The sequence below is a fragment of the Streptomyces griseosporeus genome, from assembly GCF_014656055.1.
Lineage (GTDB): Bacteria > Actinomycetota > Actinomycetes > Streptomycetales > Streptomycetaceae > Streptomyces > Streptomyces griseosporeus.
In genome coordinates this window covers 1,114,635-1,128,435 of sequence record NZ_BNBR01000002.1, presented here as the reverse complement: position 1 = coordinate 1,128,435, position 13,801 = coordinate 1,114,635, and the positions used below count along the sequence as shown (strand labels likewise).

22 protein-coding genes are annotated in these 13,801 nt (G+C 72.1%); 19 read left to right on the top strand and 3 right to left on the bottom strand.

Annotation, left to right across the window (positions count from 1 at the left end; all coding sequences use genetic code 11):
* The first annotated feature begins 1 nt into the window (after position 1).
* Both IE308_RS14260 and IE308_RS14255 read left to right on the top strand, forming a co-directional pair.
* Positions 2 to 718 (top strand): ABC transporter permease, encoded by a 717-nt coding sequence (locus IE308_RS14260; RefSeq protein ID WP_190218181.1) that lies wholly within the window; start codon positions 2 to 4, stop codon positions 716 to 718.
* An 80-nt stretch (positions 719 to 798) separates the two neighbouring features.
* A complete protein-coding gene (locus tag IE308_RS14255) occupies positions 799 to 1,239 on the top strand; it encodes a hypothetical protein (protein WP_190218180.1) in 441 nt (146 codons plus the stop codon).
* Between the two features lie 4 nt (positions 1,240 to 1,243).
* Here the strand turns inward: IE308_RS14255 and mug are convergent, their stop codons facing one another.
* From mug to IE308_RS14240, 3 genes are all read right to left on the bottom strand, one after another.
* Positions 1,244 to 1,789 (bottom strand): G/U mismatch-specific DNA glycosylase, encoded by a 546-nt coding sequence (gene mug, locus IE308_RS14250; protein WP_190218320.1) that lies wholly within the window; start codon positions 1,787 to 1,789, stop codon positions 1,244 to 1,246.
* Positions 1,786 to 3,228, bottom strand: coding sequence for an adenylosuccinate lyase (purB, locus tag IE308_RS14245; protein ID WP_190218179.1), 1,443 nt, complete (start codon positions 3,226 to 3,228; stop codon positions 1,786 to 1,788). Before purB ends, mug begins: the two co-directional genes overlap by 4 nt.
* A 137-nt stretch (positions 3,229 to 3,365) precedes the next feature.
* A complete protein-coding gene (locus tag IE308_RS14240; RefSeq protein ID WP_190218178.1) occupies positions 3,366 to 3,632 on the bottom strand; it encodes a hypothetical protein in 267 nt (88 codons plus the stop codon).
* Positions 3,633 to 3,830: 198 nt separating this feature from the next.
* Here IE308_RS14240 and IE308_RS14235 point away from each other — a divergent pair, with 198 nt between their 5' ends.
* The 17 genes from IE308_RS14235 (at position 3,831) to IE308_RS14155 (ending at position 13,603) form a co-directional block, all read left to right on the top strand.
* Positions 3,831 to 4,226: a hypothetical protein gene (locus IE308_RS14235; RefSeq protein ID WP_190218177.1), complete on the top strand. Its 396-nt coding sequence runs from the start codon at positions 3,831 to 3,833 to the stop codon at positions 4,224 to 4,226.
* Positions 4,223 to 4,699, top strand: coding sequence for a hypothetical protein (locus IE308_RS36920; RefSeq protein ID WP_229908866.1), 477 nt, complete (start codon positions 4,223 to 4,225; stop codon positions 4,697 to 4,699). Before IE308_RS14235 ends, IE308_RS36920 begins: the two co-directional genes overlap by 4 nt.
* On the top strand, positions 4,696 to 5,043 hold the full coding sequence (locus tag IE308_RS14225; RefSeq protein WP_190218176.1) for a DUF6907 domain-containing protein: 348 nt from the start codon (positions 4,696 to 4,698) through the stop codon (positions 5,041 to 5,043). The genes IE308_RS36920 and IE308_RS14225 overlap by 4 nt, the downstream gene beginning before the upstream one ends.
* Entirely contained in the window at positions 5,040 to 5,237 is a 198-nt protein-coding gene (locus IE308_RS14220) for a hypothetical protein (RefSeq protein ID WP_190218175.1), read from the top strand. Before IE308_RS14225 ends, IE308_RS14220 begins: the two co-directional genes overlap by 4 nt.
* Positions 5,227 to 5,460, top strand: coding sequence for a hypothetical protein (locus IE308_RS14215; protein WP_190218174.1), 234 nt, complete (start codon positions 5,227 to 5,229; stop codon positions 5,458 to 5,460). The genes IE308_RS14220 and IE308_RS14215 overlap by 11 nt, the downstream gene beginning before the upstream one ends.
* Positions 5,457 to 6,737, top strand: a complete 1,281-nt coding sequence (locus IE308_RS14210) for a hypothetical protein (protein WP_190218173.1) — start codon at positions 5,457 to 5,459, stop codon at positions 6,735 to 6,737. The genes IE308_RS14215 and IE308_RS14210 overlap by 4 nt, the downstream gene beginning before the upstream one ends.
* Complete coding sequence (locus tag IE308_RS14205) at positions 6,734 to 6,907, top strand: hypothetical protein (protein ID WP_190218172.1); 174 nt, start codon at positions 6,734 to 6,736, stop codon at positions 6,905 to 6,907. Before IE308_RS14210 ends, IE308_RS14205 begins: the two co-directional genes overlap by 4 nt.
* Positions 6,904 to 7,215 carry a hypothetical protein gene (locus IE308_RS14200; RefSeq protein WP_190218171.1) on the top strand — a complete coding sequence of 104 codons (312 nt, stop codon included), beginning with the start codon at positions 6,904 to 6,906 and terminating at the stop codon, positions 7,213 to 7,215. Before IE308_RS14205 ends, IE308_RS14200 begins: the two co-directional genes overlap by 4 nt.
* Positions 7,216 to 7,299: 84 nt before the next feature.
* Positions 7,300 to 7,491, top strand: a complete 192-nt coding sequence (locus tag IE308_RS14195; RefSeq protein WP_190218170.1) for a hypothetical protein — start codon at positions 7,300 to 7,302, stop codon at positions 7,489 to 7,491.
* A gap of 32 nt (positions 7,492 to 7,523) precedes the next feature.
* Complete coding sequence (locus tag IE308_RS14190) at positions 7,524 to 7,682, top strand: DUF6257 family protein (protein WP_190218169.1); 159 nt, start codon at positions 7,524 to 7,526, stop codon at positions 7,680 to 7,682.
* Positions 7,683 to 7,779: 97 nt separating this feature from the next.
* Positions 7,780 to 9,861, top strand: coding sequence for a cell division protein FtsK (locus IE308_RS14185; protein WP_190218168.1), 2,082 nt, complete (start codon positions 7,780 to 7,782; stop codon positions 9,859 to 9,861).
* 162 nt (positions 9,862 to 10,023) lie between these two features.
* On the top strand, positions 10,024 to 10,236 hold the full coding sequence (locus tag IE308_RS14180; RefSeq protein WP_229908865.1) for a hypothetical protein: 213 nt from the start codon (positions 10,024 to 10,026) through the stop codon (positions 10,234 to 10,236).
* 143 nt (positions 10,237 to 10,379) lie between these two features.
* Complete coding sequence (locus IE308_RS14175) at positions 10,380 to 10,892, top strand: Rv1352/Rv1906c domain-containing protein (protein ID WP_190218166.1); 513 nt, start codon at positions 10,380 to 10,382, stop codon at positions 10,890 to 10,892.
* Between the two features lie 146 nt (positions 10,893 to 11,038).
* Positions 11,039 to 11,776 carry a DUF6879 family protein gene (locus IE308_RS14170; protein ID WP_190218165.1) on the top strand — a complete coding sequence of 246 codons (738 nt, stop codon included), beginning with the start codon at positions 11,039 to 11,041 and terminating at the stop codon, positions 11,774 to 11,776.
* Entirely contained in the window at positions 11,773 to 12,627 is an 855-nt protein-coding gene (locus IE308_RS14165) for a helix-turn-helix domain-containing protein (RefSeq protein WP_190218164.1), read from the top strand. The genes IE308_RS14170 and IE308_RS14165 overlap by 4 nt, the downstream gene beginning before the upstream one ends.
* Positions 12,628 to 12,714: 87 nt before the next feature.
* Positions 12,715 to 13,179: a hypothetical protein gene (locus IE308_RS14160; protein ID WP_190218163.1), complete on the top strand. Its 465-nt coding sequence runs from the start codon at positions 12,715 to 12,717 to the stop codon at positions 13,177 to 13,179.
* 202 nt (positions 13,180 to 13,381) lie between these two features.
* Positions 13,382 to 13,603 (top strand): hypothetical protein, encoded by a 222-nt coding sequence (locus IE308_RS14155; protein WP_190218162.1) that lies wholly within the window; start codon positions 13,382 to 13,384, stop codon positions 13,601 to 13,603.
* Positions 13,604 to 13,801 lie beyond the last annotated feature (198 nt).

The following is a 13,801-nucleotide window of genomic DNA, read 5'->3' as shown; positions in this document are numbered from 1 at the left end:
CATGCCGTTCGCCCCCGCCCTCCGCTCCGAGTGGCTCAAGATCCGCACCCTGCGCTCGCTCCTCGGCAGCCTCAGCGCCGTCCTGCTCGCCACCGCCGCGTTCTCCGCGCTCGCCGCGACCGACAGCGGCGGCGCCGACTTCGACCCGCTGTACAGCACCTTCTTCGGCGTCAACTTCGGGCAGATCGCGGCGATCGCCTTCGGCACCACCGCCATGTCCGCGGAGTTCCGTGGCGGCGCGCTGCGGCTGTCCCTGGCCGCGGTGCCCGACCGTACGCGCTGGTTCGCGGCGAAGGCGGCCGCCGTGGCGGCACCCGCGCTCGCCGTCGGCCTGCTCACCGGCCTGGTCGGCCTGGCCGTCGGCCGGGCGGTGCTCGGCTCCGACGGACCGGGCTGGGGTGAAGGGCTGCGCGCCGCGGTCGGCTGCGCGGTCTACCTCACGCTGATGGCTCTGCTCGCCGCCGGACTCACGGCCGTGCTGCGCAGCGGCGTCGCGACGCTGAGCATCCTCATCCCGTTCCTGCTCATCGTGTCCTTCGTCGTCGGCGACCTGTCGGGCGGCGTCGCCGACCTGCTGCCCGACCGGGCCGGGCAGATCGCCCTGCACCGCACCTGGGACGGCACCCTCGGTCCGTGGACCGGCCTCGCGGTCACCGCGCTGTGGACGTCGGCGGCGCTCGCGGCGGGCGCGTGGAGCGTCCGGCGCAGGGACGCCTGAGCAGGCCCGGGCAGCGGGTCCCCCGCGGGCGGCTCCTGACGCGCCGCCAATTGTCAGTGGGGGCCGCTTTACTGGATCACATGGGCATCGAGAAGTACCTCGTCGTCACCGACCTGCTGTGCTCGCGGGAGTTCCCCGCCGAGGACGGCAGGTCGGACCTCGGCATCGCCGGTCCCGGGTACCACACGGCCGCGTTGGCAACCAGCCACGGGCTGCGGGTCGCCGACGCCGCGATACGCAGGCAGGCGCAGGAGCACTTCCATGAGGACCTGGAGGCGCTCGCCGCCCTGCTGGCGGAGCGTTGGGGCGAGCCGTCCCACATCGGGCTGCAGACCGTTCTGCTGCGCACCGGGGACGAGGAGATACCCGAGCCCTGGGCCCGCCTCAGTCACCTCGTGGCCGACGCGTACCTCTGGGAGGCGCGCGAGTACGGCCGCTGGATCGTCCTGGGCGTCGCCGACCGGGACCCTGCCGACGAGATACGGCTCCTGCTGACCGCGACCGAAACGGACCCGCCCTGACCCGCTAACCGCCGGCGGCCACCCGCAGCCGCGCGAACTCCTCCGCCATCGTCGCCGTCGTCCAGTGCGCGTTGAGCCCGCTCGGGTTGGGCAGCACCCACACCCGGGTGTCGCCGATGACCCGCTCCTGCGGACCCACCTTGGCCTTCTTGTCGTCGAAGGCGGCACGGTAGGCGGTCACCCCCACCACCGCCAGCCAGCTCGGCCGCAGCCGGGCCACCTTGGCGGCCAGCAGCCGTCCGCCCTCCCGGTACTCCTCGGCGCTCAGCTCGTCCGCCCGCGCGGTGGCCCGCGCCACCACATTGGTGATGCCGAGCCCGTACGACAGCAGCTCCCGCTGCTCGGCGGGCTTCAGCAGCCGCGGAGTGAACCCGGACAGGTGCAGCACCGGCCAGAACCGGTTGCCGGGACGGGCGAAGTGATGACCCGTCGCCGCCGTCATCAGCCCGGGGTTGATCCCGCAGAAGAGCACACGGAGGCCGTCCGCGACGACGTCCGGTACGAGACGGTCGCGGGCGGCCTCCAGGTCCTCGGGGGTCAGGCGCGTCAGAGGATCGCTCCCGGCGTGTAACCCGCGGCCTCCGGGTGCTGCTTGACGATCTCCTCGATCCGGGCGACGACCTGGGCGACCTGGTCGGCGGCGGCACCCGTGAAGGACAGCTTGTCGGCCATCAGCGCACCGAGCTGCTCCCGGTCCAGCGGCAGGCGCTCGTCCGCGGCGAGCTTGTCCAGCAGGTCGTTGCGCTCGGCGCCCTGCTCGCGCATCGCGAGCGCGGTCGCGACCGCGTTCTCCTTGATCGCCTCGTGCGCCACCTCACGGCCGACGCCCGCGCGCACCGCGCCCATCAGCACCTTGGTGGTGGCGAGGAACGGCAGGTAGCGGTCCAGCTCACGGGCGACGACGGCGGGGAAGGCGCCGAACTCGTCGAGGACGGTCAGGAACGTCTCCAGCAGGCCGTCCAGCGCGAAGAACGCGTCCGGCAGCGCGACCCGGCGCACCACCGAGCAGGACACGTCGCCCTCGTTCCACTGGTCGCCGGCCAGCTCGCCGGTCATCGAGGCGTAACCGCGCAGGATGACCATCAGGCCGTTGACGCGCTCGCAGGAGCGGGTGTTCATCTTGTGCGGCATCGCCGAGGAGCCGACCTGGCCGGGCTTGAAGCCCTCGGTGACCAGCTCGTGCCCGGCCATCAGACGGATCGTCTTGGCCAGCGAGGAGGGCGCCGCGGCGAGCTGCACCAGCGCGGTGACGACCTCGTAGTCGAGGGAGCGGGGGTAGACCTGGCCGACCGAGGTGAAGGCCTGCCCGAAGCCGAGGTGCGCGGCGATGCGCCCCTCCAGGTCGGCGAGCTTGGCCGCGTCGCCGCCGAGCAGGTCCAGCATGTCCTGCGCGGTGCCGACCGGGCCCTTGATGCCGCGCAGCGGGTAACGCCCGAGCAGCTCCTCCAGACGGCCGTAGGCGACGAGCAGCTCGTCGGCGGCGGTCGCGAAGCGCTTGCCGAGGGTGGTGGCCTGGGCGGCGACGTTGTGCGAGCGGCCGGCCATGACCAGCTCGCCGTACTCCCCGGCGAGCTTGCCCAGCCGGGCCAGCACGGCGACGGTGCGGTCGCGGATCAGCTCAAGGGAGAGCCGGATCTGCAGCTGCTCGACGTTCTCCGTCAGGTCGCGGGAGGTCATGCCCTTGTGGACCTGCTCGTGCCCGGCGAGGTCGTTGAACTCCTCGATGCGGGCCTTCACGTCGTGCCGCGTGACCTTCTCGCGCTCGGCGATGGAGGCCAGGTCGACGGTGTCGAGGACACGCTCGTAGTCGGCGAGCGCCTGCTCCGGCACCTCGATACCGAGGTCCTTCTGCGCCCGCAGCACGGCGAGCCAGAGCTGACGCTCCAGCTTCACCTTCTGCTCGGGCGACCAGAGCGTGGCGAGCTCGGCGGAGGCGTAGCGTCCGGCGAGGACGTTCGGGATGCGGGGCTTGGCGGGCGCTGAAGTCACGTGACCAGAGTTTACAGTCCGTCCATACAGGGTCCGTCACGTCCAGGACCCGTAGGAAACTACAGGTCAGTGGGCGAGTCGGCCGGTCTGGGCGCACCGGTCTGTGAGACGAGTGTGAGACAGCGCCCGCCCGCCCCTCAGCTGTCGGCGACGGGCTCCGCCTTCGGCCGGCCGCCCTTCCGGGCGCGCCGCTCCGCGACTTCCTCCTCGGCCTTCGCCAGGTCCGCCCGGTCCTCGTCGGTGCCGTGTTCCCGGATCCGAGCCTTCATGTGGTCGAGGACGTCGGCCGTGCGGTCGGTGCCCAACCGCTCGCACACCCGCCCGTAGGCCTGCCACAGCGGATCCGGTACGCGGATCGGCCGAGGGGTCGTGTGCCGCTTCTTCTCCGCTGGCTGCTCTGCCACCGCTCTCCCTCTCTCGTAGATACACAGATCCTCGCATGGGGGGTTGTGTATCTACAAGGTTCCGGATACTGTGTAGATACAAGGTTAAGCCTCCCGGAAACGGGACGGCCCCGAACCGGTGACGCAACCACCGGCCGGGGCCTCACGGCTCGCCTGACCACAAGCCCGTCAAGACCTGCACCGATCAGGAGATCCGCTGTGACGCATCCTTCCACCCGCCGCGAGCACCGCGCCAACCGCCGTACCCTCCGCGCCGAGCTCCGCCGCCGCGCCGCCGCCACCCGCCTCGCCGCCTCCTGCCGGCGCCGCCCCCGCTCCCTCGCCACCGTGGCGATCGCCGCGGGCGTCGCGAAGGACACCGCGACCGGCGTCGTCAACGGACTGCGCTCGGTCGCCAAGCGCCTCGGCGTCGCCCCGGCCGCCACCGCCCGCACCCGCCGCACCGTCGCCGGCGGCCGCGCCCACCGCACCCACTCCGTCACCCGCTGGACCCTCGACCAGGTCGCCCGGCTCGTCGCCGCCTACCGGCCGCGCAAGGCCGAGTACGTGGCCGCCGTCGCCCTGATCACCGCGTTCGCCGGCACCGCCCGATGATCGGCCGCAAGGCCACGCAGGCGCCCACCACCACGGTGGGCGCCCTGCCCCCGGCCCTCCCCGCCAACGTCGCGACCGCCGTCCGCGTCGCCCAGACGCTCCTCGCCGAGCACCACGCTACGGACCACCGCGACCTGTTCGCCCTCAACCGGGCGCACGGCGCGCTCACCGAGACCCTGCGCATCCTGCTGCGCGCCCTCGGCGCCGACCCGACCGGCAACCTCACGCCGGCCAGCCGTTGCCCCGCCGCCCACCCCGAGGACCCCACGCCGTGCGTCGGCCCGGTCGTCGTCACGGTGCTGGACAACGAGAACGCGGGCGCGGACGGCTGCGCGCACCACGCCCCCCGCCTGCTCGCCTCCCTCACCGGGGGCCGTCCGGTGCCGAAGCCGGACGCCCCCGCCGGGATCTCCGTGCGTGTCTTCCGGGCCGCCCACCACCTCCGTCCCTTCCCATGGCGGGAGGGCCAGTGAGCACCGAACCCCGCGCGGCCACCGTGCCCGTCCTCGTCGTCAAGAGCATGGAGATCGAAGAGCCGGACTGGTGCGTCGACCCCCACGAGCACGCGCAGTTCCGGCCCGACATCACCCACTACGGCCCCGAGCAGCACCTCACCTTCCGCGGTGAACCGCTGTGGACCGTGATGCTCGCCCAAGCCCCGTACAGCTCCTCGCCGCAGGTCGGCGTGTACATCGAGCAGGGCCGCTACACCGGCACCCTCGACGCCGCCGGCCTGCGCGAGCTGGCCGACGCGCAGCAGGCGCACGCCGACTACCTGCGCCGCCTCGCCGACCAGATCCCCGGGGGCGAGCAGTGAGCGACCTCGTACGCCGCCCGACCGAGCGCGCCGCCATCCACGCGGCGGCCCGGTCCACCCGACCCCTTCCCCCTGTCCCCGCCTTGATGGCCGCGCTGCTCGCCGCGAACGAGCGCCGCGACCGCGAAGGCGTCTGCCTCGCCGCGCACCGTGCCGTGCGCGCCGCCGCTCCGGAGGAAATCCGTGAACGCTGACCAGACCGTCCAGTCCTCCGCGTGGCCGGAGGGCGTTGTCGCCCGCTACCTCACCCTCGTCGGCGCCACCGTCGACGTCCGGGCCAACGGCTTGCTCTCGCGCTTCGAGTGCACCGGCTGCCCGGTCGACAGCGGCCCCTGGCCGCACAACATGGCGCACGAGCGCGCCCAAGCCCACGCGGAGAAGTGCCGCGCCCTGCCCCGCCCGGAGGTGGGGAAGTGAACCCCGTACTCACCTGGGCTCAGGCCCACCCGCTGCCGTCCCTGGCTGCGGTCCTCCTGCTGCTGGCCGCCGCCGTGCTCCTGGCCCGCGCCGGCCGTAAGGCCCTTGCCGGACGCGCCCCGGCGGCCGTGCTGGTCGCCTCCCTTGCCGCGATGGCCTGCACCGCGTACAGCGCCGACACGAGTTGGCGGTTCGCTGCCGACTACCTCGGCATGACCTCGACGAGCGAGCGAGCTGCGATGTTCGCTGCCGCCGAGCTGGCCCTCTTCGCCTGCGCCCTGATGGCCCGGCAGAACCTGCGCAGCCAGGGTGCGCCGGGCGCCCCCGGAATGCTGGTGTGGGTCATCACCGGCGTGCAGGTCATCCCCGCCTACTCCGAGTCCGGCCTCGTGGGCGGCACGGTGCGCGGCGTCGTCGGCCCGGTCCTGGCCGCGCTGCTGTGGCATCTCGCGATGGGCATCGAGCTGCGGCACGCCAAGCCCGGCGCCGACTCCAGCAGCCTGCCTGCCCTGCTCGCCCGCGAACTGCGCGAGCGGCTGCTGTCCTACCTCGGCCTGGCCACCCGCGACCGCACCGCCGAGCAGATCACCCGCGACCGGTGGACCGTCAGGGCCGTGGGCCTGGCCGCCAAGCTCGCCGACATGGCCCCCGACGCCCGCGGCCGTGCCCGGATCGCCCGGCGCCTGTCCGTCGCGGTGGGCAAGGCGCAGGCCGGCGCCTCCGGCGAGCAGCGGCAGAAGCTCCTCGACCTGCTCGCCGCCCGCCGGCACGCCGCCTCCCTGGCCACGATCGATCTGCCCTCGCCCTGGCAAGCCGCCCCCAAGGCGGTCGAGGTGACCGTCGAGCAGGTCGACGATGACCAGCAGGCGCCCCTGCAGGTCAGCCTCGATCTCACACAGCCGAGCATGCTGCACGCCTGGAAGGACGCACCGAAGTTCCCGCGGGACGAGTCTGCGCCGCGCTGGACGGTCACGAAGCCGGTCATGCCGCAGGTGCCCGCGCTGGAGTCGGGAACGTTCTGGCTCCCGTCCTGGCGCCACGATCTGACCACCAAGGTGACCACTGCCGTCCCCGCCGAGCAGCCCCGCCAGGTGGTCACCGAGACGATCGTGCGCACTCCCTCCGAACTGCGCCGCGAGGCACGGAGGCTCAACCGGGAGGCGGTCAGGTCGACGAACCGGCCGGTGACCATCAAGACGCTGCAGGAAGAACTTGGCCTGTCGCGTCGAGAAGCGACCGACCTGCGCCGCGAGGTCGTGGGGAGTGAGCGGTCATGAAGTGGCTTCTCCTCGGCGCCCTGCTCGGGCTGCTGCTCGCCGTCCCGCAGACCTTCGACCTGACCACGGCCGCCGTCGCCGCACTCGCGTCGAAGCCCCTGCTCATCGCGTTCAGCCTCGGTGCCGCAGCCCGCCCGCACCTGCCCCTGGTGGGGAGGTGGGCGCGATGAGCGACGCCCTGCAGAAGGCGGAGGCCGCCGCCCGCGAGGCCGCCGCGAACACCGCGGACGTTGCCCAGATCGTGGCTGCCGTCCTCGCCGCCCAGCAGGCCGCGCAGCAGCATCCGGTCTGCCAGCACCAGCACCAGCCGGCGAAGGAGTTCGACGCGAAGAAGTGGCTCGTCATGGGCGGTACGGCCGCCGTGCTCGCCCTCGCGTTCGCCCTCGCGTCCATCGCCATCGCCATCGGCGCCGTGTCCGTGACCGCCTGCCTGCTCGTCCTGCGCTCGATGTGGCGCGAGTACCAGAAGGGCCGCTGACAGCCCTTCCGTCCCCCGCGGCCGGTCCGCGGGGGTGCGGTGGGGCCGGACAGCCCGGCCCTTCAACCCGAGAGGACGAAGCCCATGTTCAAGCGCCGTGTCCAGAAGTTCGAGGCCGCCAACAAGGCCGCCTACGACCGCCGCATGAAGGAGATCGACGACCGGATGAAGGAGGTCGAGGCCCGCGGCGACAAGGAGCGGGAGCAGATCCGCAAGGAGGTCGAGCGCCGCAACCCCACCATCTGCTGGTGGTCCACCGGCATCGAGAAGGACTGACCCGCCCGCACCGCTCACCGAGGGGAGACCCCATGGACAAGCTGACCTTCTCCGACTTCACCGCCGGGGAGAAAGCCGCGATCGCCGGCCTGACGGCCCGTATGGCACTGCCGCGAGCCGACCTGCCCAAGCTGCAGCGGCGCGTCGAGCAGATCGAGCAGCAGGCCCTGCGCCGCAAGCACGGCAAGTAGCAACGCCACGGGGCGGCCGTACCCGGCCTAGGAACCGCCGGCCGCCCCGTGCCCGGTCCCGTAACGAAATGCGTAACGAAAACCCGGAGTTCCTATCATGACGGACACCGTCGTACCGCCCACCACCGAGGCCGCGGGTACGCCTGCACCCGCCGTACCCGACGAGCCGAGTGCGCCCGTACCCGTCGACAACCCGAAGCTTCCCGCCCCCGGCGTCGTCGACGAGAAGCGGAAGCCGATCCTGCCCCCCTGGCTGCGCGACCGAGACGAGTTCGGTACGGCCGCCAAGCACACCGCGGGGCGCCTCGGGTACGCCGCCGCCTACCACGGGGTGCGTGCCCCCTGGTACGCGCTGCAGCTGGCCGCCATGTCCCCGCGCGGCGCCTGCCGCTTCATCGCCTCGACGAACCGCTGGATCTGGGACCGCGAAGCGGCACCGCTGCGCGACCACGCCGTGCGCACCGAGGACGTCGACGAGTACCTGCACCTGGCCCGCCTGCGCGGCAACCGGGTCCGCCTGCGTGGCCTGATCACCGTCGTCGCCTGCGTCTTCGGCATCGGCTTCGCCCTCTGGCTGTACGTCATGGCCCCCGCCTACCTGTGGGCGTTCGCGGCCGGCGGCGTGCTCACCCTCGGCTACTTCGGCCAGCAGCCCGACGCCCCCGTCATCGGCCCCGCCGTCATGCGCACCGAGCTGCAGAAGCTCACCGGCACGATCGTGCTGCGCGGCCTGGACGCCATCGGCAACCCGCGCATCTCCGCCGCCATCAAGAAGGGCGGCGGCATGGACGGCATGCGCTTCACCTCGGAAATCGTCCGCGACGGCCCCGGCTACCGCGCCGACCTCGACCTGCCCTACGGCGTCACCCCCGACGACATCATGGAGAAGCGGGAACAGCTGGCCTCCGGCCTGCGCCGCAAGGTCGGCTGCGTGTGGCCGTCCGGCGACCCCGACGAGCACGAGGGGCGCCTGGTGCTGTGGGTCGGCGACAAGCCGATGAACGAGACCACCAAGCCCGCCTGGCCGCTGCTGAAGGACGGCCGCGTCGACCTGTTCAAGCCGGTCGTGTTCGGCAACGACCAGCGCATGCGCTGGGTCGAGGTCACCCTGATGTTCGCCGCCATCGTCATCGGCTCCATCCCCCGCATGGGCAAGACGTTCCTGCTGCGCCTGCTGCTGCTCATCGCCGCCCTCGACCCGCGGGCCTGGATCCTCGCGTTCGACCTGAAGGGCACCGGCGACCTCGGCGCGCTCGAACCGGTCGCGCACCGCTACCGGGCCGGCGAGGAAGACGAAGACGTCGAGTACATCCTGCACGCGCTGCGGGAGGTCAAGGAGGAGCTGCGGCGCCGGGCGAAGGTCATCAAGTCCCTGCCGCGCTCGCGCTGCCCCGAGTCGAAGGTGACCCCGGCTCTGGCCAGCGACAAGAGCCTCGGACTGCACCCCATCGTCATCGGCATCGACGAGTGCCAGGTGCTCTTCGAGCACGACAAGCACGGCGCCGAGATCGAGTCCATCTGCACGGACATCACCAAGCGCGGCCCCGCCCTGGGCATCGTCGGCATCTACGCCACCCAGCGGCCCGACGCCAAGAGCCTGCCGCCCGGCATCAGCGCCAACGCCGTCCTGCGGTTCTGCCTGAAGGTGATGGGCCACCAGGCCAACGACATGGTGCTGGGCACCGGCGCCTACAAGGCCGGTATCCGCGCCACCATGTTCAGCCGCCGCGACCTCGGCATCTGCTACATGGCCGGCGAGGGCGACGACCCCCGCATCGTCGCCTCCGCGTTCGTCGACGCCCCCAGGGCCGAACAGGTCGTCGCCCGCGCCCGCAAGATGCGCGAGGAGTACGGCAACATCACCGGCCACGCCCTCGGCGAGGGACCCGCGGCCACGGTCGGCATGGACGTCCTCGGCGACGTGCTGAAGGTGGTGGCCGCCAGCGAGGAACAGGTGTGGAACGAGCGGGTGGCCGCCCGGCTCGCCGAGCTGCGCCCCGACGTCTACGACGGCTGGACGGCCGTCAACGTGACGACCGCGCTCAAGCCGTGGGGCGTCACCATTCGCGACGTGTGGGGCGAGACCGACGACGGAGACAAGGCCACCCGGCGAGGCTTCCGCCGCGCCGACGTCGTCGCCGCCGTTACCCGCCGTGAGGCCGACAGGCTCGCCGCCTGAGGCTCCCATCGCTGCTAGGTCTAGCAGACACCCCTGCTAGGCCTAGCAGCCCCGCTAGCACCCAATCCGGCCCCTGAGCAGGCACCTAGCGTCTAGCAGGGGCACCGCCCGAACCCCGGGAAACGCCCGGATCGAAGGGGAAGACACCACATGCTGACTGCGATGGCAGCGATGCTCCTGCTGGCCGGTGGTTACGCCGTGTTGTGCTGGGCGAAGCCGTTCGCCCCGTGCCGTAAGTGCCGCGGCCTCGGCCAAGTCGAGCGGTTCAGGAAGCCGCGCCTGTGCCCGCGCTGCCATGGCAAGAAGCTCCGGCTGCGCGTCGGCCGGCGCCTGCACAACCACTGGCGCCGCACCCACCAAGCCGGGATCCGCTAGGCGTCGGCGCGAGGACCCGGAGGCGGCCGTCCGCCCCAGCTGCACGACGCGCGCGCCCCTTGGTCACAACACGGACACACAGCCAACACTGTGTATTCACACATCGCATGATGCCCCTGCCAGCACACACTCCCGGGGGGACCATGCGCACCCACACGATCACCGCAACCGCTGCCCTGATGCTCGCCCTCACGGCCTGCTCCAGTGGCGGCGACGAGACTGCGAAGCCGTCGCTCTCGCCCAGCAAGGTCACCGCCGCGCCTGGTGGTGAGGCGTCGGCCACGCCCTCCGAGCTGTCGCCGTCGGAATCGCTGAGGCAGGCGCAGGAGGATTTCGAGGAGACGCTGAAGGACCTCGACAACTCCCTCGGCGAGACCGTCGGTGTGCAGGAAGGCACCTACGAGATCACCAACACCGAGCCCTCGTACGACGATCCCTTCAAGGCGCTGGACGACGAGTACCTCGCGCCCGGCACCTACACCACGAAGGGGCCGGCCGATGGATCGTCCGGCTGTTACTGGGCGCGGATGGGGGACGCGTCCGGCGAGTCCATCATCGCCAACGACCTGACGACGGGCCGGGCGATCGTCCAGCTGGAGGAGGGGGACTTCTTCAAGACCTCCGGCTGCAAGCCGTGGACCCACTCGGGCGACTGATCCGTTCGCCGAACGGCGGCCGCCTGAGCCTGATTGCGCGCAACCGGTGCGGCTGCCCGTCCGTGCGCAATCCACTGCAATCCGTCGGCGCAGCAGCGGCAATCCCGAGCATCCTGTTACCCCAACCACCGAACGTGGAGGCGGACATGACGCTCAGGTTCATCGGCACGACCAGCGACGAGGGCGACTGCCCGACCCTGTACGAGATCCCGGAGACGGACGAGATCCTCGTGCAGGGCGACCGCGAGACCGACCCGGGCCACCTCGTCCAGCTGCGCGACGTGAAGCCGAGCGAGACGTTCGTACGCGTGCCGCGCAGCCTCCTCGTCCGCTACGCGCCGCGCACCGACGCGCCGCAGCTCCAGCCGTTCAGCGCGATCGCCCACCTCTTCCGCGAGTTCCGGCACACCGCCTGGCGGCTGGAGACGCGCCGCGGCTACGCGTCCGACCGGCGCAGTCCCAAGTGGCAGCGCTGGCAGGCCGGGGAGGACATCGCAGCCGAGCCGAGCGCGTGGCTGGAGAACGTCGCGGCGCAGACCGCGGCCGGGAAGCGATTCGAACGCGTGCGCCTGGTCGACGAGCCCGCCACCGAGGGGCAGCGGTTCCTCCTCGCGAGCGCGCCCGGCAACGTCGCCGCCGGCGAGGACATCCGCAACCTCACCCGGGCGCAGGCCGAGCAGCTGCGTCTGCCGGACTACGACTTCTGGCTGTTCGACTCCAAGATCGTGGCGCGGTTCGCGTTCGACGAGGACGACACCACGCTGGGCGTGTACGTCACCGAAGACCCGGCGGAGGTCCTCGCCGCCTGCCAGGCCCGGGAGGCCGCCTGGCACCACGCTGTGCCTACAACGGAGTTCGCGAAGCAGGTAGCTTCCACTGTGTGAGCAACGACTTCCAGACCGCGCGCGAAGCCCTCGGCGCGCGCCTGCGCGAGCTGCGCGCCGAGGCCGGTCTGGAAGGCAAGCAGATAGCTGCCGCGCTGGGCTGGCAGACCTCCAAGGTGTCCCGGTTGCAGAACGGCAAGCAGACCCCCACCCGGGAGGACCTCACCGCCTGGGCGCAGGCCATCGGCCGGCCGGACGCGGAGCGGGAGCTTCACGGGCTGCTCGCCGCGCTGAACGTGGCGTCGGTCCGGCACCGCTCCTGGCGGCGGCAGCTGGCCGACGGTGGGCACCGTGGACGGCAGGAGATCGGCGTCCGCCTCACGGAGAAGACGAAGCAGATCCGCGGCCTGGAGGTGGCCCGGGTCCCGGGCCTGTTCCAGACGCCGGAGTACGCGCGGACGCTGTTCGACAGCCTCGCCCAGTTCCGCGGGATCCCCTCGGACATCGAGGCGGCTGTCGCAGCCCGGATGCGCCGCCAGGAAGCGCTCTACGACCCGGACAAGACGTTCCACTTCGTCCTGTGCGAGGCCGCCCTCTACCACCGGGCCTGCCCCGCGAAGGTGATGGCGCCCCAACTAGACCGGCTGTACAACCTCGTCGGCCAGAGCCGCATCGAGCTGGGCATCATCCCCTTCGGCGCGCAGCTGCGCCGCACCGTCCCGCACGCCTTCTGGATCTACGACCGGCGCCTGGTCATCGTGGAGACGATCAGCGAGGAACTGTGGCTCACCGCTGACGAAGACCTCACGCTGTACGAGCGGGCGTGGGAGTGGCTGACGGAGTCGGCCGAGTACGGGGAGCTGGCGCAACGGCTGATCGGCCGCGCACGGGCCTCTCTGGACCTCTCGTAGGCAACCGGCCACAACCCGCGCACCCCGTTGCGCAATCGCGCGCAATCGCCGCACGAGCCGGCAATCGCCCTGCATACGGTGCTGCGCATGGCCGTCCTGAAGACCACCGTTGCCGAGATGTACAAGGCTGGGGACGCGTGGCTCGCCGAGTGCTCACCACACCCGGACCTCGCGCGCGCAGCGTGGGACGAGGAAGTCCTCGCGCCGATACCGACCGGCGGGACCTGGCTCGCCGCCGAGACCCGGCTCGCCGCCGCCACGTACGCGCTGTACCGCATCCCGGAGGAGCACCGCGGCCCGGTCCTCGCCGATCCGCTGGAGGACAAGGCCTGGTGGCTCGTGCCCCTCAGTGCCTACCGGGACCTGGCGGACGTGCACCAGGTGACGGTGCACCCGCCGCCCTGGTCGCTGCGCTGCCCGCCCACCGGCTGGCAGCTGGAAGGCCGCTTCTGGCTGCGCCGTCCGGACGGGTCGGGCCAGCTCACTGATCCTGCCGTACTCGGCGCCGCGTTCGGGCCGGGCGGCCGACCGCCTACGGAGGGCAGAGGATGAAACCTCAGACGTTTCAAGAGCAGCCGTTCAGTCTTCCCCTGCCGCTGGACCGGCCGGAGCCCGCGGCCGGCTGTGGGGTGTGCCGGGCCCTCGCGAAGCAGCGGGCCGCGGCGGAGCGGGTCGGCAACCTGTCCGGCGTGTCCGACTGCAACGTGGAGATCCGGAACCACCCGCACGGGTCGCGGGCCGTTCGGAAGTGGTCGTGAGCAGGCCCGGGTGGGAGTGGCGCGACGGATCCGGCGGCGCCGGCCATCTCCAGCGCATCGCCGCCACGGCCCGGTTCTCCGCGTCGCAGCGGGCGTACAACGCGTACCTCGACCACTGGGGCACGTGCGTGAGCTGCGACCGAAGCGGGCCGCGATGCCCGGAGGCGGACGCGCTGTGGAAGGCGTACCAGACGGCCCTCGGCTCTGAAGCCCCATGAGCTGGCGGCCGTCTCCGCCCCCCCGTCGGAGACGGCCGCCTCACACCCCGGTACGGGTCCGCGCGGACGCCGTCACGGGTCGAGCGGCCCGCCCGACGGCGACACGAGGGCGGGCCGCTCCGCAGACGCCCGCTCGCCGTCTGCACCCCCGTCCTCAGGACGAGACGGCGAGCGGGTCCCGTTAAGGGGGGACCGTCG